Consider the following 20,671-nt stretch of genomic DNA (forward strand, 5'->3'; position numbering starts at 1 on the left):
CCTCCGAGGGACCTGTGGGGGGTTGGGCCCGTGGGCCGGCGCCGGGCTGGGCGCCGGCCCACACGGGCGGACGTCGGACGGTCAGACGCCGACCGGCTCGCCCGCGGCGACGGCGATCTCCGACTCGGCGACGACGCCCGCGACGCGGCGGAGCTTCTTCATCGGGCCGAGCTCCGACTCGTAGACCTTCTTGACGCCGTCACCGAGGGACGCCTCGATGGTGCGGATGTCGCGCACGAGGCGGGTGAGGCCCTGCGGCTCGACGGAGGCGGCCTGGTCGGAGCCCCACATGGCGCGGTCGAGGGTGATGTGACGCTCGACGAAGGTGGCGCCGAGGGCGACGGCGGCGAGCGTGGTCTGCAGGCCGGTCTCGTGACCGGAGTAGCCGATCGGGACGTTCGGGTACTCGGACTGGAGGGTGTTGATGACCCGCAGGTTCAGCTCCTCCGCCTGCGCCGGGTAGGTCGACGTGGCGTGGCACATGAGGATGTTGTCCGAGCCGAGGACCTCGACCGCGTGACGGATCTGCTTCGGCGTCGACATGCCGGTGGAGAGGATGACGGTGCGGCCGGTGGCGCGCAGGGCGCGGAGCAGCTCGTCGTCGGTGAGCGACGCGGAGGCGACCTTGTGGGCCGGGATGTCGAACTTCTCCAGGAAGGCGACGGCCTCGGTGTCCCACGGGGAGGCGAACCAGTCGATGCCGCGCTTCTTGCAGTGCTCGTCGATCTGGCGGTACTCGTCCTCGCCGAACTCGACGCGGTGGCGGTAGTCGATGTACGTCATGCGACCCCAGGGGGTGTCGCGCTCGATGTCCCACTGGTCGCGCGGGGTGCAGATCTCCGGGGTGCGCTTCTGGAACTTGACGGCGTCGCAGCCGGCCTCGGCGGCCACGTCGATCAGCTTGAAGGCGTTGTCGAGGTCGCCGTTGTGGTTGATGCCGATCTCACCGGTGATGTAGACGGGCCGGCCGGGGCCGGCCGTCTTCGAACCGAACGTGCGCAGGCGGGAGTTGGTGCTCATGACTGGGGAGTTCCTTACTTGTTGAGGGAATCGAGAGAAGGGCCGAGGATCCAGGTGGCGATCTCTCGGATCGCGCCGTCACCACCGGGGAGAGTGGTGACCGCGCGCGCGGCGCCTCGTACGACGTCGTGGGCGCTCGCGACCGCCACGGGCCAGCCGACAAGGCCGAAGCACGGGAGGTCGTTGACGTCGTTGCCGACGTAGAGCACGCGCTCGGGCGCGATGCCCTGTTCCTCGCACCACTGCTTCAGTGCGAGGTCCTTGCGGTCGATGCCGTGCAGGACCGGGATCTGGAGCTTCCTGGCCCGGGCGGCGACGACCGGGTTCTGTTCCGTGGACAGGATCAGCAGCGGCAGGCCCGACTTGCGCAGGGCCGCGATGCCGAGGCCGTCACCGCGGTGCACGGTGACGAACTCCCGTCCGTCGGAGTCGATCAGCACCTTGTCATCGGTCTGGGTGCCGTCGAAGTCGAGGACGACCGCGTCGATGTCTTCGGCGGTCGGGAGGGAGCCGGGCCCGTGCGCGTCGAAGAGCGGCGCGAGGGCCCGGGCGCGGGCGAGATCGTGCGGATCGTCGATCTCGAGGACCCGCGCGGGGTCGGTGCGGACGAGTTCCGTGCGGCCGAAGAAGCGGTGCTTGGCCTCGCGGAAGCCGCTCGCGTCCATGGCGTAGACCGCGCCGGTCTCCAGGAGGTCCTGGGGGCGGTCCTGGCGCATCTGGCGGAAGGACTTGTCGTGGTTGACGCCGTAGCCGCCGCTGGTGGCGGCGGGGGCGACCAGCGTGTCGGTGCCGCCTTCGACGGCGGCGCGCTCGATCGCGGGCGCGGCCGGCTCGTCATCGGCGTCGCGCCACACGAACCCGTGGAAGGGGGCGACGGTCAGGGCCGAGTCGGCGCCCTTCTCGACGATCGCGTTGACGACGCCGTCGATGTCCTCGCGGACGATGAAGGGGCTGGTGCACTGGACGAGGAGCACGACGTCGACCGCCGCGCCCTGGAGGGCCTCGTGGGCGTCGAGGGCGTGCAGCACGGCCGCCTCGGAGCTCGACTTGTCACCGGCGATGGCGGCGGGCCGCAGGACGACCTCGGCACCCGCCTCGCGGGCCGCGGCGGCGATCGCGGTGTCGTCGGTGGAGACCACGACGTCCGTGACGAGCCGGGTGGCGCGGCACTCGCGGACGGTGCGGGCCACGAGGGGCACGCCGCCGACCGGGGCGAGGTTCTTGGCGGGCACTCCCTTGGAGCCGCCACGGGCGGGGATCACGGCGAGGACGCGGCGGACCGGTGCCGCTGTGCCCGCTTCCGGGTTGGTCATCAGGTCTCCTTGAGGGGTACGGGCGTTCACAGCTCGCCCATCCGCCGGATGACGGGCGCCACGCGCTGCACTCCGTGCCGGTAGGCGCCACGTGCGGCGCGGCGCACGATCTGCCGGACGGGGCCGGGCTCCTTGCCTGCGGCGGGTGCGCCGGGCAGCGGCGTCCCGTCGGGGGCGAGGTGGTGGCGGGCGAGGATGCGCGGCAGATAGCCGGGGGCGGTGGTGAGGCTGTAGTAGGGGGCCAGGGGCGGAAGCCGGTCGGCTCCGGTCAGGCCGGTGACCCGGGCGCGGGCCTGGTCGAAGGCGGTGTCGTACGTCCCGTCGGCCGCGACGCCCTGGCCGGCCACCCACTCCTCGTCGGCCTTCGGCAGGTGGCCCGCGTCGAGCTGGTCCCAGGAGGCGAGGCACCCGGAGCCGGTGAAGTGGTGGTTGCCGAGCGCCTCGCGCACTCCGAGGTCGGTGAGCAGGACCGTGGGGATGCGCCGGTGCAGGGCTTCGAGCGCGGCCGTCGAGCTGACGGTGACCAGGAGGTCGGTGCGGTCGAGCACCTCGCCCATGTGCCCGTAGACGAGGCGGAAGTTGGCGGGCAGTCCGCCGTCGATCCGCTGGGCGAGCTTCTGGTAGGGCGCCTCTTCGATGTGCGTGGTGTGCTCGCCCGGCTTGCTGCGCAGCTTGAGCAGCACCTCGCGCTCGGGGTGCAGCCGGGCGTGTCCGACGAGCCGCTTGAGCAGGTAGGCGCGGTCGGCGGGGTTGTCCGGCACGGAGGGCTGCGCGGCGAAGACGACCGTGTACGGGTCGTGCTTCTCCTCGTAGGGCGTGCCGCCGAGGAACGGCAGCGCGCACTCGGTCACCGAGGAGGCGTCGGCGTCCACACCCTCGTACACGGCGCGGAAGCGGTCCGCGTCGTGGCGGGAGTTGGCGAGGACGATGTCGGCGCCGTGCCGCAGGAGCAGGCCGTCGGCGAGCTTCTCGTAGACGACGCCCACGTAGCCGGTGACGACGACGGGCCGCTCGGCCCTGCCCTGCCAGGCCCGCGCGAGGCCGTGGAGCATGGCCTGCACGGCGCCGCCGACAAGGGCGAGGACGACGACGTCGTAGCGGTCGGCTTCCTGCTCCATGCGGCGCAGGAATTCGACGGCGGTGACTTCGTCGAGGCTGTCGGCGCGGACGCCGACCTCGTCGAGCTGGCGGGGCGTGGGGGTGGCCCGGCCGCGCAGGAGGAATCCGTTGAGCGGGCTCTCGTCGGGGCTGATGCGGCGCGCGGTGAGCGCGCCCCACTTCCACCGGGTGTCGGAGTCCGCGAGCACGGCGACCCGTCGGGTCTCAGAGGTACTTGCTGGCACACCCAAGAAGCTAGGAAGCGATTTAGGACCGCGGCCCAACCGGAGTGCAACAAACGGTTAACAGCGCACCGACGAATGGCGAATCCGCCCGGGATGCGGCCAGGAAGCAGGCGGGTTCACTATTCCGCCACGCGTCGTTCACCTGACATCTCACCATCGGTCAAGACGAATGCCGGGCCGCCGCCTAGCGTCCTTCACGTGGTCAAGCTCTCCGTCATCGTGCCGTTCTACAACGTGCAGCAATACGCGCCCGACACCCTCAGAAGTCTTCGTGCCAACGCGCGCGACGACTTCGAATTCATTCTCGTCGACGACTGTTCGAAGGACGAGACCCCGGACATTCTCGCGCGCGCCGAGCGCGAGCTGCCCGGCGCCGTCCTGGTCAGACACGAAAAGAACGGAGGCCTGGCCACCGCGCGCAACACCGGACTCGACGCGTCGCGCGGTGAGTACCTGACATTCCTGGACGGCGACGACTGGCTCGCCCCTGGATACTACGAGCAACTGCTCGCCTCCATCGAAGGCCTGGGCTGCGATTTCGTCCGTACGGACCATGTCCAGTGCACCGCGCGGGCCCGCACCGTCCACCGCGTGCCGACCGGCAGGCGCGGTGTCGTCATGAATCCGCGCGAGGCGATCCTGCCCGCCGACCGCTCGACATCCGTCGACTACGCGTACGCGTGGGCCGGCATGTACCACCGGCGGCTCGCCGACGCCGGCCTCCTCCACTTCACCGACGGCCTGCGCACGGCCGAGGACAGGCCGTGGATCTGGCGGCTGCACCGCGAGGCGGAATCCTTTGCCGCGGTGGGACTTCTCGGCGTGTTCTACCGGCGCGGTGTCGCCTCGTCGCTGACACAGATCGGCGACGTGCGCCAGCTCGATTTCATCAAGGCGTTCGACCAGGTGGTGGCGGAAACGGCGCAGGACAAGGACGCGGAAAAACTTCTCCCGAAGGCCGTCCGTACGTACTGCGCGATTATTTCCCACCACTTGGGATCCATCGAAAGGTTCGAACCTGCAGTGGCGCGCAAATTGAAGACACTGAGTTCCGCGGCGCTGAAGCGCATGCCGCAGGACGTACTCGACGACGCGCTCGACTCGATGGACGTGCAGCGGGCGACGCGCCTGCGCCGGCTGCGGCGCCGGCCCGCCACGGCGGGGGTGGCTGCCGCGTGACCACGCAGATCTTCCTCGCCTCCACGCTGTACGGGACCGCGACGCTCGCCGCGGCCCTCGACGCGGACTGCTACGCACCCGCGGACCGGCGCATCCTGCTCGTCGCCAACAACGCGGCGACCCCGGAGACGACGCCCTCCGTCGACGAGATGCCGGGCTTCGAGCGGCTGCGTGGCCGCTTCGACGACGTCGTGTCGTGGAACGAGACCATCGCGCCGTTCCACCCCGGCGGCTGGGCCCCGCGCCCCGACGACGTACCGCTGTGGGAGCGCCACCTGCGCCTCGCCTGGGATCTGGGCGACGACGACGTCGAGCTGGCCGTGGAGTCGATCCAGGTCAACCCGGCGATGGCGATCGCCCAGATCTTCACCGGCGTCCCCGTCGACGTGTACGCGGACGGCCTGATGAGCTACGGCCCCACCCGCAACAAGCTCGACCCGCTGGTCGGCACGCGTGTGCGGCGGCTGCTGCACCTGGACCTCGTGCCGGACCTGAAGCCGCTGCTCCTCACGGAGTTCGGCGTGGAGCCGGAGATCGTCCCGACGGACGTCTTCGTCAAGGTGCTCGCCGAACTGGGCGACGTGAGCGGCGAGTTGCCGCCCGTCGACCCCGGACCGGCGGTGCTCCTCGGCCAGTACCTGTCCGCGCTCGACATCCTCACCGCGCAGGAGGAGGAAGACCTGCACGTGCGGATGATGCGCGGCGCGGTCGCCCTCGGCCACACGCGGATCGTCTTCAAGCCCCACCCGACGGCGCCGGCCACCTGGTCGCGCACGCTGGAGGCGGAGGCGGAGAAGCTCGGCGCCGAGCTCACCGTCCTCGACACGCCCGTGCTCGCCGAGGTCCTGTACCAGCGGATGCGCCCGGCCCTGGTGGTCGGCTGCTTCTCGACGGCGCTCCTGACCGCGTCCGCGCTCTACGGCATCCCGGTCGCCCGCATCGGCACCGGCACCCTCCTCGACCGGCTCGCGCCGTACCAGAACAGCAACCGCGTCCCGGTCACGATCGTCGACGCGCTGCTGCCCGAGCTGTCGGAGCAGGCGGCCGTGACCGCGCAGGAGTCCGGCACGGCGACCGCCGAGCTGAACCAGCTGGTGCGCGCGGTCGGCTTCGCGATGCAGCCGAAGATCTACCCGGACCTGCGGGCGGCGGCCGAGCGCTATCTCTCCACGCATCTGAACGACCACACGTGGCGCTACTTCAAGCGCCGCCGGCTCACGTCGCTCGCGCTGCCCGGTGCCGTCCCGGCCCAGCTCGCGTTCATTCCGCGCAACGCGACGGTGCGCCGGGTCGCCCGCCGTGCGCGCTCCTTCAAGCGGGCTGCCCTCGGATGAGCACTTCGGAGACGACGCTCCCCAAGCTTTCTCCGGGAGCGGACGCCACGGCGCGGAGCGCGCGACCGCGCGCGCACGTACCGCGGCTGAGAGCCCTGGACGGCCTGCGGCTGATAGCCGCCCTGATGGTCGCCGCGTACCACTACGGCGGCCGTGACGGCGAGGTGTCCCTGGCCTGGGGCACATCACCGAAGGTCCAGTTCCCCACGCTGCACCAGTGGTTCGCCTACGGCTGCCTCGGGGTGCAGATCTTCTTCGTCATCAGCGGCTTCGTGATCTGCATGAGCGGCTGGGGCAAGCCCCTGCGCTCGTTCTTCGCCTCCCGCGCGTCCCGTCTGCTGCCCTCCTACTGGGCGGCGGTGATCCTGGTGACGGCGGTCTTCGCGCTGCCCGTGGTCGCGTACAAGGCGGTCTCGCCCAGCGATGCTCTCCTCAATCTGACGATGCTTCAGCAGCCGCTCGGTGTGGACCGGGTCCTCGGCGTCTGCTGGACGCTGTGGGCCGAGGTCCGCTTCTACGCGCTGTTCGCCCTGTTCATCGTCCTGCCGGGCGCGAACCGGCGCCGCATCGTGCTGTTCTGCGCCGTGTGGACGCTCGCCGCCGCGATCACCCAGGCCTCCGGCGAGCCGGCCCTGAAGGTCATCCTGATGCCGGAGTACGCGCCCTACTTCATCGGCGGCGTCGGCCTGTACCTGCTCCACCTCGACCGCCGCGACATGACCGCGTGGGGCATCGTCCTCGTGAGCTGGCTGATCGGTCAGCACTACGCGGTGGCCGCGCTGTGGCACGCACCGAATCCTCACTTCTTCTCGTACCGCGGGTCGGGCGCGATCATCCTGATAGTGACCCTCGGCTTCGTGGCGGTGGGCGCGATCGCGCTCGGTCTGCTGAACCGGATCAACTGGGGATGGCTGACGGTCGCCGGTGCGCTGACGTACCCGTTCTACCTGGTCCACGAGCATCTGGGCTGGGTGACGATAGAGGTGCTGCACCGGCGTCTCGGGCTGCCCTCGGCCGCGACGTTCACCCTCACGGTGGTCGCGATGCTCGTCCTCGCGTGGCTCCTGAACCGCTTCGTCGAGAAGCCGCTTGCACCTTTCCTGCGCAAACGACTGAACCCCACTTCCGCCAGGATTCACTGAGGATTCATACCTGGTGGAGTTTGCTGCCCGATTGGCGGATGCGATCTGTGAGCGCCTTGACCCTGTCGATCAGGAGCTCATAGGTTCGCGTCCCATGACTGCTGTGCACACCACCGCCCGGCGCCCGGTCCACCTCGACGACGTCCCCGGCTGGTTCCCGCCGCTCGACCAACTCCTGTTCACCTGGCTCCTCGAAGGCCAGGCGCGCCGGGAGGTCCGAGGCGATCTGCTGGAACTCGGCGTCTATATGGGCAAGAGCGCGGTCCTTCTCGGCCGGCACCTGCACCGCGCCGAGAAATTCACCGTGTGCGACCTGTTCGAGGGCGACGCCCCCGACGATGCGAACCAGGCCGAATCCACCAAGTCGTACGCCTCACTGACCCGGCGGGCCTTCGAGGAGAACTACCTCTCGTTCCACGACGAGCTGCCGAAGGTCGTCCAGGCGCCCAGCTCCGTGATCTCCACCGAGGTCGACCCGGGCACCTGCCGCTTCGTCCACATCGATGCCTCACACCTCTACGAGCACGTGTACGGCGACATCGGCGCCGCCCGCGAGCTGCTCGCCCCGGGCGGCATCGTCGTCCTGGACGACTTCCGCTCGGAGCACACACCGGGCGTCTCCGTCGCCGCCTGGGAGGCCGTACTCAACCGCGGCCTGCGCCCGCTCTGCCTGAGCACCCAGAAGCTGTACGCCACGTGGGAGGACCCGGAACCCCTCCAGGGCGAGCTCCTCGACATGCTCAGGGAGCGCGACGACATCGCGCTGAGCGTGCAGCAGGCGGCCGGGCACCGCCTCGTGCGGGTGAAGTCGAAGGCGGTCAAGGCGCCCGCGTTCCCGCGCTCTCGCCACCAGGTGGAAGCGCCGGAGGAACCGAAGGCGGCCCCCGCCCCGCAGCAGGCCCCCGTACGCAAGCGCAGCCGCGCCCGCCGTATCGCCGTGGACCTGCTGCCGCCGATCGTCACCCGGGCCGTACGCCGCGCCCGCAGGGGCTAGGCCGAAAGCAGCCCGGGGGCCTCAGGCTCCCGCGAGGGACAGCTTGACCGCGAAGCCCAGGAACAGCACGCCCGCCGCCGTGGTCGCGCCCGCCGAGAGGCGCTTGCGGCGCCGGAAGGCTCCGGCCAGGCGGGTGCCGCTGAAGATCAGGGTGGAGAGGTAGAGGAAGCTCGCGGTCTGGAGCAGCCCGCCGAGGACCACGAAGGACAGCGCCGGGTAGGCGTAGTGCGGGTCCACGAACTGCACGAAGAAGGAGATCAGAAAGAGGATCGCCTTCGGGTTGAAGAGGCTGACGATCAGGGCGCGGCGGTACGGGTGCTCCTCGCCGCTCCCGGTCACCGGCTGCGGCTCGCTCTCCGCGGCGGGCTCTCCGCGCTGCTTCCACAGCGCCCGCGCCGACCGGATCATGCCGATCGCCATCCACGTCAGATAGCCCGCTCCGGCGTACTTCACGACGAGGAAGAGCACGGGCGTCGTCTGCAGCACGGAGGCCGCGCCGAGCGCGGCGAGTGTCATCAGGACCGTGTCCCCGGTGAACACACCGGCGGCGGCCGCGTATCCGGTGCGTATGCCCTTGCGGGCGGCCACGGAGAGCACGTAGAGGGAGTTCGGTCCTGGCAGCAGGACGATGAGGACGAGACCGGCCAGATAGGTCGGGAGATTGATGACACCGAGCATGAAAGGGAGTGTCGCACGCCTATATGGCCATACGACACTCCCTGGTCAGAGGGTGATACGCGGCCTCGGAACACGCCCTCGGAACGCGGCCTCGGACACGGTCTCAGAACGCGTCGGTCGGGATGTACGTGCCCCACACGTCGCGCAGCGCGTTGCAGACCTCGCCGACGGTGGCGCGGGCGCGCAGGGCGTCCTTCATGGGGTACAGGACGTTGTCCTCGCCCTCGGCCGCCTTCTTGAGGGCGGCGAGCGCCGCGTCCACGGCCGCCTGGTCGCGCTCGGCGCGCAGCTTCGTGAGGCGCTCGGCCTGCTGGGCCTCGATCGCCGGGTCGACGCGCAGCGGCTCGTAGGGCTCCTCGGCGTCGAGCTGGTAGCGGTTGACGCCGACCACGACGCGCTCGCCGGAGTCGGTCTCCTGCGCGATGCGGTACGCGGAGCGCTCGATCTCGTTCTTCTGGAAGCCGTGCTCGATGGCGTTGACCGCGCCGCCGAGGTCCTCGACCTTCGTCATGAGTTCGAGGGCGGCGGCCTCCACGTCGTCCGTCATCTTCTCGACGACGTACGACCCGGCGAACGGGTCGACGGTGGCGGTCACGTCGGTCTCGTAGGCGAGGACCTGCTGGGTGCGCAGGGCCAGGCGCGCGGACTTGTCGGTCGGCAGCGCGATGGCCTCGTCGAAGGAGTTGGTGTGCAGCGACTGCGTGCCACCGAGCACCGCGCCGAGGCCCTGGACGGCGACGCGGACGAGGTTGACCTCGGGCTGCTGGGCGGTGAGCTGCACGCCCGCGGTCTGCGTGTGGAAACGCAGCATCAGCGACTTGGGGTTCTTCGCGCCGAACTCCTCCTTCATGACCTTGGCCCAGATCCGGCGGGCCGCACGGAACTTGGCGACCTCCTCCAGGATCGTCGTACGGGCCACGAAGAAGAAGGACAGGCGCGGCGCGAAGTCGTCGACGTCCATGCCGGCCGCGACGGCCGTGCGCACGTACTCGACGCCGTCCGCGAGCGTGAACGCGATCTCCTGCGCGGGCGAGGCACCGGCCTCCGCCATGTGGTAGCCCGAGATCGAGATCGTGTTCCACTTCGGGATCTCGGCCTTGCAGTATTTGAAGATGTCGGCGATCAGCCGCAGCGAGGGCTTCGGCGGGAAGATGTACGTGCCGCGCGCGATGTACTCCTTCAGCACGTCGTTCTGGATCGTGCCGGTCAGCTGGTCCGCGGGGACGCCCTGCTCCTCGCCGACGAGCTGGTACATGAGCAGGAGCAGCGCCGCCGGGGCGTTGATCGTCATCGACGCGGACACCTTGTCGAGCGGGATGCCGCCGAACAGGATCCGCATGTCGTCGATCGAGTCGATGGCCACGCCGACCTTCCCGACCTCGCCGGACGCGATCGGGGCGTCCGAGTCGTGGCCCATCTGGGTGGGCAGGTCGAAGGCGACGGACAGACCCATCGTGCCGTTGGCGATGAGCTGCTTGTAACGGGCGTTGGACTCGACGGCGGTGCCGAAGCCGGCGTACTGGCGCATCGTCCACGGGCGGCCGGTGTACATCGACGGGTAGACACCGCGAGTGAAGGGGTACTTGCCGGGCTCGCCGAGCTTCTCGGCCGCGTTCCAGTCGGCCAGCGAATCAGGGCCGTAGACCGGCTCGATGGGCAGTCCTGACTCAGACTCGCGCGCCATGGTTGTGCCTCCAGCTCGGATGTTACTTGCCAGTTGGGTCTACCCTCGCGACGGACTGTAGCGGCGCGCCTGCTAGCCATGGAGAGCCGCAGGCTGGGACCTTGCTCACAGCCCGTCCTTCACCTTTTCTCCATCCCACCATGCGCGGCACTTACGCCGAGTTCGCAACCGGACGCGCGCGGGAAACATCTCTGTTGGCACATCGGACGAGTGACGAGACTGCGGGGGCCCGGATGCGTGCGACCGTCATGCGTGGATCACTCGCCGTCGCCGGGGTCATCGCCCTGGCCGGCGGCTGCAAAACACAGGCCGTCGACACGGGAGGCAAGCAGCCGCCGCCGAGCGCCAACGGCTCGGCGTCACCGACTCCTTCCGACGACGCGAAGGATCCGGGCACGAAGAAGCCGGGCGCCGCTCCCTCCCGCACCCCGTCGGTCAGACCGACGCCGCCGCCGAAGATCCTCATGGCCCGCGGCGCGAGCGGCGGCAAGGTGCGCGAACTCCAGGCCAGGCTGCGCCAGCTCGCGTGGCTCTTCGAGGGGCCGAACGGAAACTACGGCCCGGCCACCACCAAGGCGGTCGAGGGTTTCCAGGGCAAGCGGGGCCTGCCGCGTACGGGGAACACGGACACGGTGACGTGGGCCCGGCTGGTGAAGATGACGCACACGCCGACGCGCGACGAGCTGTACGCGTCCGGCGGGCAGCCCGCGGCGAAACCGGACCGGCGCTGTATGACGGGCCGCGTCGTCTGCATCAGCAAGACCAGCCGCACGCTGACGTGGATGATCGACGGCAAGGCGCTGATGACCACGGACGTGCGGTTCGGCTCGCAGTTCACGCCGACCCGCGAGGGCGTCTTCCACGTGTACTGGAAGTCCCGGCACCACGTCTCGACGATCTACCACACGGCCATGCCGTACGCGATGTTCTTCAGCGGCGGCCAAGCCGTGCACTACTCCGCCGACTTCGCGGCCCGCGGCTACAGCGGGGCCTCGCACGGGTGCGTCAACGTCAGGGACGAGAGGAAGATCGCGTCCCTGTTCGCGCAGGTCCGCAACGGCGACAAGGTCGTCGTCTACTGGTGACCTGCGGGGAGAGGGCGAGGGAGTGAGAGTGGGGCGCGGGCGGGACCGGGGGAACGTGTCCCGCCCGCGCCAGTGGCACAGAGCCGAAGGTACGGGGGGAACCCGCGGCTCGTGCACGGCCGATGACCAGTCGGCTCACTTGTTACTGCGCCCCGGAGTCCAAAAGCGTCACACCCGTCTCGGAAATTATTTGTCTCCGCAGGTCAGGGCGGGTCTGAGCAGGTCAACCCCGAGCGAGTTCAGGGGCGGCTCAGGAACAGTTCAGGACTGAGCGGGCGCGGCGCTGTACGTGGCTGAGGCCGTGGCCGTCGCGGATGGCGTCGTCGGCTCGGTGCGCGAGTTGTCGCCGACCGGCTCGGACGGGATCCACGAGACGGTCGGCACGGCGCCGGAGCCGCCGCCGTTCTGGCTGTCCGCGGCGCCGTCCTTGCCGCTGTTCTTGTCGTCGCCCTTGTTGCCGTCGCCCTTGTTGCCGTCGTCGCCCTCGCCGCTGCCGGCCTCGTCGGCCTTCGCGAGGACGCGGGCGCAGAAGCGGTTGGGGTCACGGTCCCGCTTGTTCGTGGCGATGCGCTTCACGGCGGCCTTGAGGCGCCCCGTCTGAGAGTCGCTCAGGTCGCCGTCGCGGTACTTGCGGCAGGCGTCGACCAGGCGCTGCCGCCACGCCTCCCGGTCCGAGGCGTCCGACTCGCGCAGGCCGGCGCCCGGCTGCGTCGCCGCCGGGTCGGGCCGGCCCGCCGTGTCCTCCTGCGACGGTGCGCCAGAGCCGGGCTCGTGCGCGTGGCCGTCGGGGGTGGCGCTGCCCGAGCGTCCGCCGTCGGTGTCCGAGATGTCGGGCGACGGTGAGGCGAGGGGCTGTTCGGGGGACGCGGCGGCGGAGACGCTGGCGGCGGGGCCCGGTTCGTTCCGGCCGCCGAACGGCGAGGGGAGCACTCCGGTTCCGGCCGCGACGGCCACACCGCCGATCATGCATCCGGCGAGCGCGGCGGCCATCCCGAACCGGACCGGGCGACCCCAGCGGACGGGCCGCGCGTCGGGTCTCGCGAGGCGGACACTGCCGACGTCGGAGGCGGCGTGCCCGTCGGCGCCGGCATTTGCGTTCGCGTTCGCGTCGTTCTCCCGGCCCACGGATCCGTGGAGCGAGGAGGCCGCGGCGAGAGCCCCGCGGGGCCTGGCATGGCGTGCCTTCAGGGCCGCGGCGCCCGGCTCCTGCGCGACGGATTCCCGTGCCTTGCGGAACGCGGCCAACGCGGCCGCCTCGCCCGGCAGTTCGCCTCCGTCTACGCGTGTCACGGCAAGCGCGTCGAGCGCCTCGGTGAGGCGGACGGCCCGGGCGCGGGTGGCTGCGTCGACGGCTTCCAGGGGCTCACCGCGCAGCAGACGCTCGGCCGCGTCCCGGTCCAGCCACTTGTTGTGCTCGTCGGCCATCACATGTCCTTCTGCGTCCGCGTCCGCGAATGCGTCACACCGGCGGACGTCACCGCATGCCCGCGCGGTTCTCTGGGGGGCGGTACCGCGTCGAGCGTGCCGTCCCGGCCCGCCTGCGCCGTATGCGGTTGCGAACCTTCCGCGCCGAGCAGCTCGGCCAGGCGCTTGAGGCCGCGGTGCGCGGCCGTTCTGACGGCGCCCGGACGCTTGCCGAGTGTCTGGGCGGCGCTCTTCGCGTCGAGCCCGACGACGACGCGCAGGACGACGGCCTCGGCCTGGTCCTGCGGAAGCTGGGCGATGAGCGCGAGCGTGTCACCGGTGGCGAGGAGTTCCATCGCCTCGTCGGCGGTGTCGGATATCGCGGGTCGGCCGGTGAGCTCGGTCTCGTCGCCGCCTATCGCGGGCCGGCGCCCCCGCATGCGGATGTGGTCGAGGGCGCGGTTACGGGCGATGCGTGCGGCCCAGCCGCGGAAGCGGTCGGCGTCCCCGCTGAAGCGGTCGAGGTCCCGGGCTATCTGCAACCAGGCCTCGGACGCGACGTCCTCCGCGTCCGGTTCGCCGACGAGTGTCCGTACGTACCCGAGCAGGCGCGGATGCACGGCGCGGTACACAGTCCGGAACGCGGTCTCGTCCCCGTCCTGCGCCGCATGCACCGCGGCCGTCAGCTCCGCGTCGTCCCCCAGCACTGCGCCACCCTTGCGCTTAAACCCCTGCGCCGCTCACCGGCGCGAACCAGCACGCTACGGCCTGATACGGCTCCCCGTCCACGTTTGTACAACCCGCAACTATCACGTGACACAACGCGGTGTGACAGAAAACGCACGCGCGGCGCTGAAGGTAGTACGGGCCGCCGCGCGGCCCGTACCGCGCGACGGCCGGGGCCTCTCCTGTGGGGGGTGGCGGCCTCGGCCGTCCCGGCGGTGTCCGTGATTCTCACGGCTCCTGCCAACTTCTTCCACTTCTCCTTACTTCTTCTTACCTCTTCCCGGGATCGGGCCGGCGGTGCTTCTTCCCGGCATCGCGCTCGGGCTCGCGTGCCCGTTCTGAGGGCCGTCGGCTTTCCCGGCGGGCGCGTTGGCGCCGGCGCCGCTGTTGCCGCTGTTGCCGTCACCGGTCTCCTGGCGTGCCGCCTCGGCCGCGCAGTACGCGTCCACGGACGCCTCTCCGCCCGCCTCCGCGAGGAAGCGCTGCCAGGCGGGCGAGTCGAGCGCCGCGCCCCGGTCCCGTACGGACCCGTACGCGTGGCACTTGGCGAGGGTGTCACCGGCCTGGTCCGGGTGATCGCCGGACCGGCCGGGCGCAGTGGTGCCGGGGCGGGCGGGCGCCGCGCCGGGTGGCCGGATCTCGTCGGGGGAATGCCGTTCCGGGATGTCGGTGGCGCTCCGCCGTGGCGTGGCCCGCCGTTCGCCGTCGTCGCCCGGCGCGTCACCGCCGGCACCGATGCCGGCCATCGCGACGCCGCCGAGCGTGACGCTCGCGAGCAGTGCGCCCACCGCCGTACGGACCGACCAGCGGTTCAGTCCGCGCCTGCGCGGACGCCAGTCGTCGCGGCGTCGCGTCCTGGCCGAGTGAGCCCCCTGATCGCGGGCCTCGCGGAACGCGGCCACGGCCTGTTCCTCGCCGCCGTCCCGCGGCTTCGCGGAACGCACGGCGGCGGCGAGCAGGATCTCGAAGCCTCCGCCGCCGTCCGGACCGGGCGGCCCGGCATCGCGCACAGATGGGTTCTCAGTCATCTCGACTCCCCCAGCGTCGTGGGGCCGTCATCCGTCACACCTCGCGCGCCGAGCCGGTCCGCGAGCTTCTTGAGACCCCGGTACGCGGCCGTCCGCACGGCGCCGGGGCGCTTGCCGAGGGCGCGCGCGGCGGCGGGTCCGTCGAGCCCGACGACGACGCGCAGCAGCACCGCCTCGGCCTGGTCGCGCGGGAGATCGCGGATCAGCGTGAGCGCCTGTTCGGTGGAGATCGTCTCAAGGGCCTGATCGGACGTGCTGTAGGTGCCGGGGAGTTCGAGCATGTCCTGTTCGAGGCCGGAGGGGCGCGGACGCACCTTCTGGCGCCGCAGCAGGTCGAGGGCGCGGTGGCGGGCGATCGTGGCGGTCCAGCCGCGGAACCCCGCGCCGTCCCCGCGAAAGCGCCCGAGGTCGCGGGCTATCTCCAGCCAGGCGTCGGCGGCCACGTCCTCGGCCTCGTCGCCGACGAGGCCCCGCAGATATCCGAGGAGGCCGGGCTGCACGAGCCGGTACGCGACCGCGAAGGCGGCCTCGTCCCCCTCCTGCGCCCGCGCCACGGCCATGCTCAGCTCTTCGTCGCGGGCGTGCGCGCGACGGGGCTCCCCACCCTGGCCCAACCGTTGTCCTCTTCGTACGTCCGCGTACCGAACCGACGCGGCACAGGTCATCATGTCCATGCCCCCACGGTCATCAGCGTCCCGGCCCACGGAAATGTCACTTGGCGACGCAGCTCACGCCCTTCCCGCGGTCACCGCCGCGCCCGTGGAGGGTCAGGTAGAAGGTCTGGAGGGATTCCTCGCGGCCGAGTTCGAAGCGGTTGACGACTTTGCCGAGGGGGTTCCACACGCGCCCGTCGGGCATGCGGACGCCGACGGGCTGGCCGAAGTAGGCGCGCTGGGCGGCGCCGAAGTCGACCCATGCGGCGCCGGCGCGCCGCACGAGCACCTCCCCCACGTACGCGCCGATGCCGAACAGGGCCCCCGCGACCGCCGTCTGGTCCGGAGTCCCTTTACGGAGGCCGTCGATGAGGAAGTCGGCGACGCGGAGGCTGGTGACGGTGTAGTCGAGCGGGAGCCGGTTGCGCGCGGTGGCGTGCGCGACGAGTCCCGCGGCGTGCCGTCGCATGTCCGCCGCTTTCGGCTCGGGTTCGTGGCCCACACCCATGATGTCCGCCCCTCGTTCAGGTCCCGGGGAGCCGGATCCGCGCCCCCGCTTGGCCCAGCGGATGACGTCACCGAAGCATCACGCGTCACACACATGTCGCTTCTCACATGGCCAATTGGCCAAGCCCGTACAACCTTTGGGGCTGCTGATCGTCTCTGGGGCCGGGGGCCCGGGGGGCGACGCTGTTGGAGCCGACGCGTCCCGCGCTATGCCTCCAGGGCGCGGCCGGGTTGCACAGGTTCCGCGGCGATCAGTGGAGGTAATCCGCCAAGGCGGCGCGCGCCGGCACCGAGAGCCGGTCCACCGCCATGTCCTCGAGTGTGACGCGCAGCATCTCCGGCTGCATCAGGGGAATGGCCGCGACGAGGAGTTCCTCACTCGCGTACAGCGGCTCCACCAGCTGATAGAACACGGCGGACGCCACGGGCTGGGTCGAGTTGAGGAGCAGGTTCTCGGCGAACTCGGCACATCGGCTGAGCAGTCCGGTGTCACGCTCCGCCTCGGGCATGAGCAGCTCGGGCCGGACCAGGTCGCGGAAGACCACGTCGCGCAGGAAGTCGTAGGGATCGAACCAGCCGAGATCCCCGGAGACGGCCTGTTCCGCGGACATCCCCGCCACGGCCTCGATCCCGTCCCGGGACTCCGGGATCATGATCAGAAGGAGACCGGGGATCTGGTGTCTGCCGATGCGGGACCCGGGCGAAGTCATCTCCCGGACCTTACGCCTTGCCTTCCCGGCCCCGGAACCAACCCGGTCCGACCGACCCGGTCACCTGCCCCCGCCTGCGGTCGGACCCACAGAGCGGGGGTACATCAGCACCGCCGCGCACGCCATGGCAGGGAGTCCGAGGGCGGGCACGGTCCACCACGGGATGCCGATCCACACCGCCGGGAGCCCTACCCCGAAGCAGACGACGGCGCTCGCGATGAGCAACCGCCTGCCGTACGGGTTCCAGGTGAAGGGCGCGTAGGCGCGAGGGCTGACCAGGCGTACCGCACCGAACGCGAACGCCTGAGCCGCGAAGAACGCGCCGAGCATGCCCATGGCGGCATTCATCTGGATCTCGTCACGGGGTGCCTCCGAGGTGTTCTGCCGGACGCCGTCCCTGCTCAGTACGACGATGTCGCGGCGCCAGGCGGTGGCGGTGACCTTGTCGCCCGGCTTCAGGTGCTCCAGGAGCGGCCCCGGGTCACCGAAGTCCACGACTCCCTGCCAGGAGTCCCCGTCCTTCAGCGTCGCCTTATAGGTGGAAGTCCTCCCGGTGCTCTTGATCTCCTTCTTCACGACGGTGAGATGCCAGGTGCTCAGGCAGTTGGTCGCCGTCGCACCGACGGGGCAGCGCTCGGCTGCCACGTAGTCCCGGTAGCGATCCCTGTCGGAGGGCAACCACCAAGAGAACGCGATGTAGCAGAGCACCGCCGATGCCACAGAAACCAGGATCAGCAGCACACCCATGAACCGCGCCCGGCCCGGCGACGGCCGACGGGCACCGCCCTTGACCTGCGCCCCGCCCACGCCCTGAGCCGTAGCCCTAGCCCTCGCCCGTTCCGTCATGACCCACCCCACCCTTCCGCCCCATCCTTCAGGAGCCGGAAACAGGGCTGCAACGCGGCCCCACGGCAGTCCGTGCCAGGCACCGGCTTCCGCGTCCCGGCAATCCTGCGGACGGGAGCAGACCTACAGCCGCACCGAGCCTTCCCACTCCTCACGTCAGCCCGTGTTTGGTTCGCGCTCACTGTCCTAGGGTGATGCTGTCCACGATGTGTGATGGAGGGGGACGGTCATGGATCCGGAGATCGCAGCGTTAGCGGGCACCGCAGGAACGACGCTGGTCACCATGCTGACAACCGACACCTGGCACAGCATCAGAGACGGGCTCGTCTCGCTGTGGCAGCGTGCTCGGCCCGACAGAGCGCCGGCCATCGCCGATGAAATCAGTGTGACCCGAGACGACCTGCTCGGCGCTCAAGCCGTAGGCGACCGGGAAGCCGAAGCTGAAGTCAGGGCCGAGTGGCAGGGCCGGATTCGCCGACTCCTTGCTGCCCATCCCGAGCTCGTCGAGGAACTGCGGGCGATGCTTGTCGAACTGACCCCGGACAACGCTGGGGTGCCCGCCGTGACGCAGCATGCCACCGCCTCCGGTGAAGCGCGGGTCTACCAAGCCGGCCGCGATGTTCGGATCAGCGGGGTGGAGGACGCATGAGCGAGGACGCTTCGCTGCGTGCTGCGGCGTACGGGCAGGGGCGGATCTTCCAGTCCGAGCGGGACATCCAGATCACCGAACACCACCACCATGGCGCGCCGGGCACGTCAACCTCGGCCAATGGCCCTGCCTCAGTGAGGGTGGCGTCGTCGGCGCCGCTGCGTGCGGCGCTGCGCGACAGGGAGGAGCTGCGTGAGGAGCTCCTCGCGGCACTGGACGCCGCCGGCGGTGTGCATGTGCTGCACGGGTTCGGGGGGTGCGGGAAGACCGCGGTGGCACGGTGGTTGTTCGATCAGTCCGCCGCTTCCCGGGTCGCGTTGTGGGTGGACGCCTCGACCGAGTTGCAGCTTCGCGCCGGAATGCTGGCGGTGGCAGCGGACAGGGGTGCCTCGCCCGAGGAGGTGCGGGCCGCGCAGGAGGGACAGCGGGCCGCGGCCGATCTGGTGTGGCAACGGCTCGACGCGTCCCCGGAACCGTGGTTGCTGGTACTCGACAACGCTGACGACCCACAGCCCCTTCGGGATGGATGGCTGCGTAGCTCTCCGCGGGGAACAGTGCTGGTGACCTCCCGTCAGGCTGCTGATCCCGCCTGGACCGGCGCGGGAGCACGGATGCACCGGGTTGGCGTCCTGCCGGTGGTTGAGGCAGCGCACCTACTGCATGACCTGGCGCCCGGAGACCACCAGCCCGAAGCAACGCTGCGGTTGGCGCAGCGACTTGGGTGTCATCCCCTGGCGCTCACCCTGGCCGGTGGCTTCCTGTCCCAACAGCTGCTCGAAATCTGGACGGTCGAGGAATACCTGGAACGGCTGGGCGAGGATCCCGTCACCCTGTTGGATCGGGGCGCCGGCTTGGAGAGCGGCGCTCGGGAGCGGCTGAGCCGCACCTGGCAGCTCTCGCTCGACGCCCTGACGCAACGTGGCCTACCTGAAGCCACAGCCGTATTAAGATTGCTGGCCTGCTGGGGGCACGCTCCGGTTCCTCTGGCGCTGCTCGCTCCGTCGGCGCTGGTCGCGGTAGGCGTACCCGGGCTTGCGGCAGAGCGCGTCGAAGCAGGGCTGCGTGGCCTGCTGTCGGCATCGTTGGTAGACCTCTTCGAGGTACCGGGCGGCCCAGATGGACGGCGAGTACGGTGTGTGACCGCGCACGGCCTCTTACTGGAAACGATCAAAGCGGGCGTACCCGCAGGACAGCGAGCAGAGCTTTACGGGGCAGCCGCCACACTCGTCAGCCGGGCCGTACTTCTTGGCGAAGACGCGAGCACGGCGCGGTTGTCGGAACCGCACCTGGTGGCGCTGCTGGAGAACGGCTTCACCGTTGGCAGTGTGCTGGACGCAGCACGCCTGGTGCGGGACACATACGACGCCGCAGGGCGTTGGGCGGACGCCCTGCCCTTCGCTTCAGGAGTAGTCAAGGCCATTCCCGGAGAGGGTGTGGCCGAGGACGCCGCGGCAGTCGCTGACGCCCTCAAACTGGGGGAGATCCTGAACATGAGTGGAGACTTCGCCGGAGCGGAGCCCGTACTCAAGAAGGCTCTGGATGCGGCGACGACGTGGGCAGAGGATTCGCCGCTGCTTCAGGCCGACGCGTGTGTTCAATTGTCGTCGTGTTACGCCAAGAGTGGGCGGAGCGCCGAAGCCAACCGACTCCTCCATAGGGCGGGCGAAATCAGGCAACGCGTCCTGGGGTCGACGCACGCTGAGACCGTGGAGACGGTGCTTGAGCACGCCGACAACCAATTCCGACTGGGCAACTACGGAGTATCGCTACGCCTTGCACACCAGCTGACAGACCTGGTGCCCAACCTTCACGGTGAGCGCAGTGATGATGTCGCCGCACGTGCCCTTCTGGTCAGTGCGGCTGCAATGCGACATGCCCAAGTAGCCCGGACCCCGGAGAGCCCGTGGCGATCAACTGTCGCCGCCCCAGCATCAGATGCCATCGCGGATGTCGAAGCGCAGGAACTCAGTTGGGACCTGGTGTGGGAGCGAGCACAGGTCGCTCTTGACGCTCACGTTCGCCTCTTCGGACCTGACCATCCTCGGACAGCTGCGGCTCGGCACAATCTTGCACTCGCGGCCTGGGCACATGGCGATCAGGAGACAGCGGTCGCCGAGTTCAGAAGAACGGTCGACATTCGTACCGCGTACTTGGGCACGGAGCACCCCTGGACCATTCAAGCGAGCGGAGGGCTGGCTCACTGCCTGGCGCTGCAAGGCGACACCCACGAAGCATCCACTCTCGCGGACAAGGCCTACGCCGACGCGCTCCGCATTCTCGGCCCCAAACACTTCATCACCGTGGGGTGCGCCGCTGCGCAAAAGGCAGCGTCATCATGAGTCGCTCATCTGCGCCAGCATGGTGGGCGTTGGGAGC

The 20,671-nt window shown here is 70.2% G+C and carries 19 protein-coding genes; 7 read left to right on the top strand and 12 right to left on the bottom strand.

The features are described 5' to 3' along the window. Positions 1 to 81: 81 nt before the first annotated feature. From ACIPWY_RS28015 to ACIPWY_RS28025, 3 genes are read right to left on the bottom strand one after another with little or no spacing between them, the layout of a single operon-like run. Positions 82 to 1,020 (bottom strand): N-acetylneuraminate synthase family protein, encoded by a 939-nt coding sequence (locus ACIPWY_RS28015; protein WP_401535531.1) that lies wholly within the window; start codon positions 1,018 to 1,020, stop codon positions 82 to 84. A gap of 14 nt (positions 1,021 to 1,034) precedes the next feature. Further along, the gene (locus ACIPWY_RS28020) at positions 1,035 to 2,333 is read right to left on the bottom strand and encodes an N-acylneuraminate cytidylyltransferase (protein ID WP_362904408.1); all 1,299 of its coding nucleotides are present in this window, start codon (positions 2,331 to 2,333) and stop codon (positions 1,035 to 1,037) included. Between the two features lie 26 nt (positions 2,334 to 2,359). Next, complete coding sequence (locus ACIPWY_RS28025; RefSeq protein WP_362904406.1) at positions 2,360 to 3,676, bottom strand: DUF6716 putative glycosyltransferase; 1,317 nt, start codon at positions 3,674 to 3,676, stop codon at positions 2,360 to 2,362. 198 nt (positions 3,677 to 3,874) lie between these two features. Between ACIPWY_RS28025 and ACIPWY_RS28030 the strand changes: the two genes are divergently transcribed. From ACIPWY_RS28030 to ACIPWY_RS28045, 4 genes are all read left to right on the top strand, one after another. Continuing rightward, on the top strand, positions 3,875 to 4,855 hold the full coding sequence (locus ACIPWY_RS28030) for a glycosyltransferase family 2 protein (protein WP_362904479.1): 981 nt from the start codon (positions 3,875 to 3,877) through the stop codon (positions 4,853 to 4,855). Further along, complete coding sequence (locus ACIPWY_RS28035) at positions 4,852 to 6,189, top strand: polysialyltransferase family glycosyltransferase (RefSeq protein ID WP_389944089.1); 1,338 nt, start codon at positions 4,852 to 4,854, stop codon at positions 6,187 to 6,189. The genes ACIPWY_RS28030 and ACIPWY_RS28035 overlap by 4 nt, the downstream gene beginning before the upstream one ends. After that, complete coding sequence (locus ACIPWY_RS28040; RefSeq protein WP_383894210.1) at positions 6,186 to 7,331, top strand: acyltransferase family protein; 1,146 nt, start codon at positions 6,186 to 6,188, stop codon at positions 7,329 to 7,331. Before ACIPWY_RS28035 ends, ACIPWY_RS28040 begins: the two co-directional genes overlap by 4 nt. 94 nt (positions 7,332 to 7,425) lie before the next feature. Beyond that, the gene (locus ACIPWY_RS28045; protein ID WP_362904400.1) at positions 7,426 to 8,325 is read left to right on the top strand and encodes a class I SAM-dependent methyltransferase; all 900 of its coding nucleotides are present in this window, start codon (positions 7,426 to 7,428) and stop codon (positions 8,323 to 8,325) included. Between the two features lie 21 nt (positions 8,326 to 8,346). Here the strand turns inward: ACIPWY_RS28045 and leuE are convergent, their stop codons facing one another. Both leuE and ACIPWY_RS28055 read right to left on the bottom strand, forming a co-directional pair. Continuing rightward, positions 8,347 to 9,003: a leucine efflux protein LeuE gene (gene leuE, locus ACIPWY_RS28050; RefSeq protein WP_362904398.1), complete on the bottom strand. Its 657-nt coding sequence runs from the start codon at positions 9,001 to 9,003 to the stop codon at positions 8,347 to 8,349. 103 nt (positions 9,004 to 9,106) lie between these two features. Beyond that, complete coding sequence (locus ACIPWY_RS28055; RefSeq protein WP_401535535.1) at positions 9,107 to 10,687, bottom strand: methylmalonyl-CoA mutase; 1,581 nt, start codon at positions 10,685 to 10,687, stop codon at positions 9,107 to 9,109. Between the two features lie 233 nt (positions 10,688 to 10,920). Here ACIPWY_RS28055 and ACIPWY_RS28060 point away from each other — a divergent pair, with 233 nt between their 5' ends. Continuing rightward, the gene (locus ACIPWY_RS28060) at positions 10,921 to 11,772 is read left to right on the top strand and encodes a L,D-transpeptidase family protein (protein WP_362904394.1); all 852 of its coding nucleotides are present in this window, start codon (positions 10,921 to 10,923) and stop codon (positions 11,770 to 11,772) included. Between the two features lie 261 nt (positions 11,773 to 12,033). Here the strand turns inward: ACIPWY_RS28060 and ACIPWY_RS28065 are convergent, their stop codons facing one another. The 7 genes from ACIPWY_RS28065 to ACIPWY_RS28095 form a co-directional block, all read right to left on the bottom strand. Further along, positions 12,034 to 13,197, bottom strand: coding sequence for a hypothetical protein (locus ACIPWY_RS28065; protein WP_393703526.1), 1,164 nt, complete (start codon positions 13,195 to 13,197; stop codon positions 12,034 to 12,036). After that, positions 13,197 to 13,883, bottom strand: a complete 687-nt coding sequence (locus ACIPWY_RS28070) for an RNA polymerase sigma factor (RefSeq protein WP_362904391.1) — start codon at positions 13,881 to 13,883, stop codon at positions 13,197 to 13,199. Before ACIPWY_RS28070 ends, ACIPWY_RS28065 begins: the two co-directional genes overlap by 1 nt. A 279-nt stretch (positions 13,884 to 14,162) precedes the next feature. Further along, the gene (locus ACIPWY_RS28075) at positions 14,163 to 14,930 is read right to left on the bottom strand and encodes a hypothetical protein (protein WP_393703524.1); all 768 of its coding nucleotides are present in this window, start codon (positions 14,928 to 14,930) and stop codon (positions 14,163 to 14,165) included. Further along, positions 14,927 to 15,544 carry an RNA polymerase sigma factor gene (locus tag ACIPWY_RS28080; protein ID WP_362904477.1) on the bottom strand — a complete coding sequence of 206 codons (618 nt, stop codon included), beginning with the start codon at positions 15,542 to 15,544 and terminating at the stop codon, positions 14,927 to 14,929. Before ACIPWY_RS28080 ends, ACIPWY_RS28075 begins: the two co-directional genes overlap by 4 nt. Positions 15,545 to 15,641: 97 nt before the next feature. After that, on the bottom strand, positions 15,642 to 16,091 hold the full coding sequence (locus ACIPWY_RS28085) for a hypothetical protein (protein WP_401535538.1): 450 nt from the start codon (positions 16,089 to 16,091) through the stop codon (positions 15,642 to 15,644). Positions 16,092 to 16,341: 250 nt separating this feature from the next. Then, on the bottom strand, positions 16,342 to 16,800 hold the full coding sequence (locus ACIPWY_RS28090) for a hypothetical protein (RefSeq protein WP_393703522.1): 459 nt from the start codon (positions 16,798 to 16,800) through the stop codon (positions 16,342 to 16,344). Positions 16,801 to 16,860: 60 nt separating this feature from the next. Next, positions 16,861 to 17,478, bottom strand: coding sequence for a hypothetical protein (locus ACIPWY_RS28095; RefSeq protein WP_401535540.1), 618 nt, complete (start codon positions 17,476 to 17,478; stop codon positions 16,861 to 16,863). A gap of 397 nt (positions 17,479 to 17,875) precedes the next feature. On the opposite strand from ACIPWY_RS28095, the gene ACIPWY_RS28100 reads away from it, so the two are divergent. Both ACIPWY_RS28100 and ACIPWY_RS28105 read left to right on the top strand, forming a co-directional pair. Beyond that, positions 17,876 to 18,295: a hypothetical protein gene (locus tag ACIPWY_RS28100; RefSeq protein ID WP_401535543.1), complete on the top strand. Its 420-nt coding sequence runs from the start codon at positions 17,876 to 17,878 to the stop codon at positions 18,293 to 18,295. Next, on the top strand, positions 18,292 to 20,634 hold the full coding sequence (locus ACIPWY_RS28105; RefSeq protein ID WP_401535545.1) for a tetratricopeptide repeat protein: 2,343 nt from the start codon (positions 18,292 to 18,294) through the stop codon (positions 20,632 to 20,634). Before ACIPWY_RS28100 ends, ACIPWY_RS28105 begins: the two co-directional genes overlap by 4 nt. Positions 20,635 to 20,671: the final 37 nt, after the last annotated feature.

The organism is Streptomyces sp. NPDC090032, assembly GCF_044748025.1.
GTDB lineage: Bacteria > Actinomycetota > Actinomycetes > Streptomycetales > Streptomycetaceae > Streptomyces.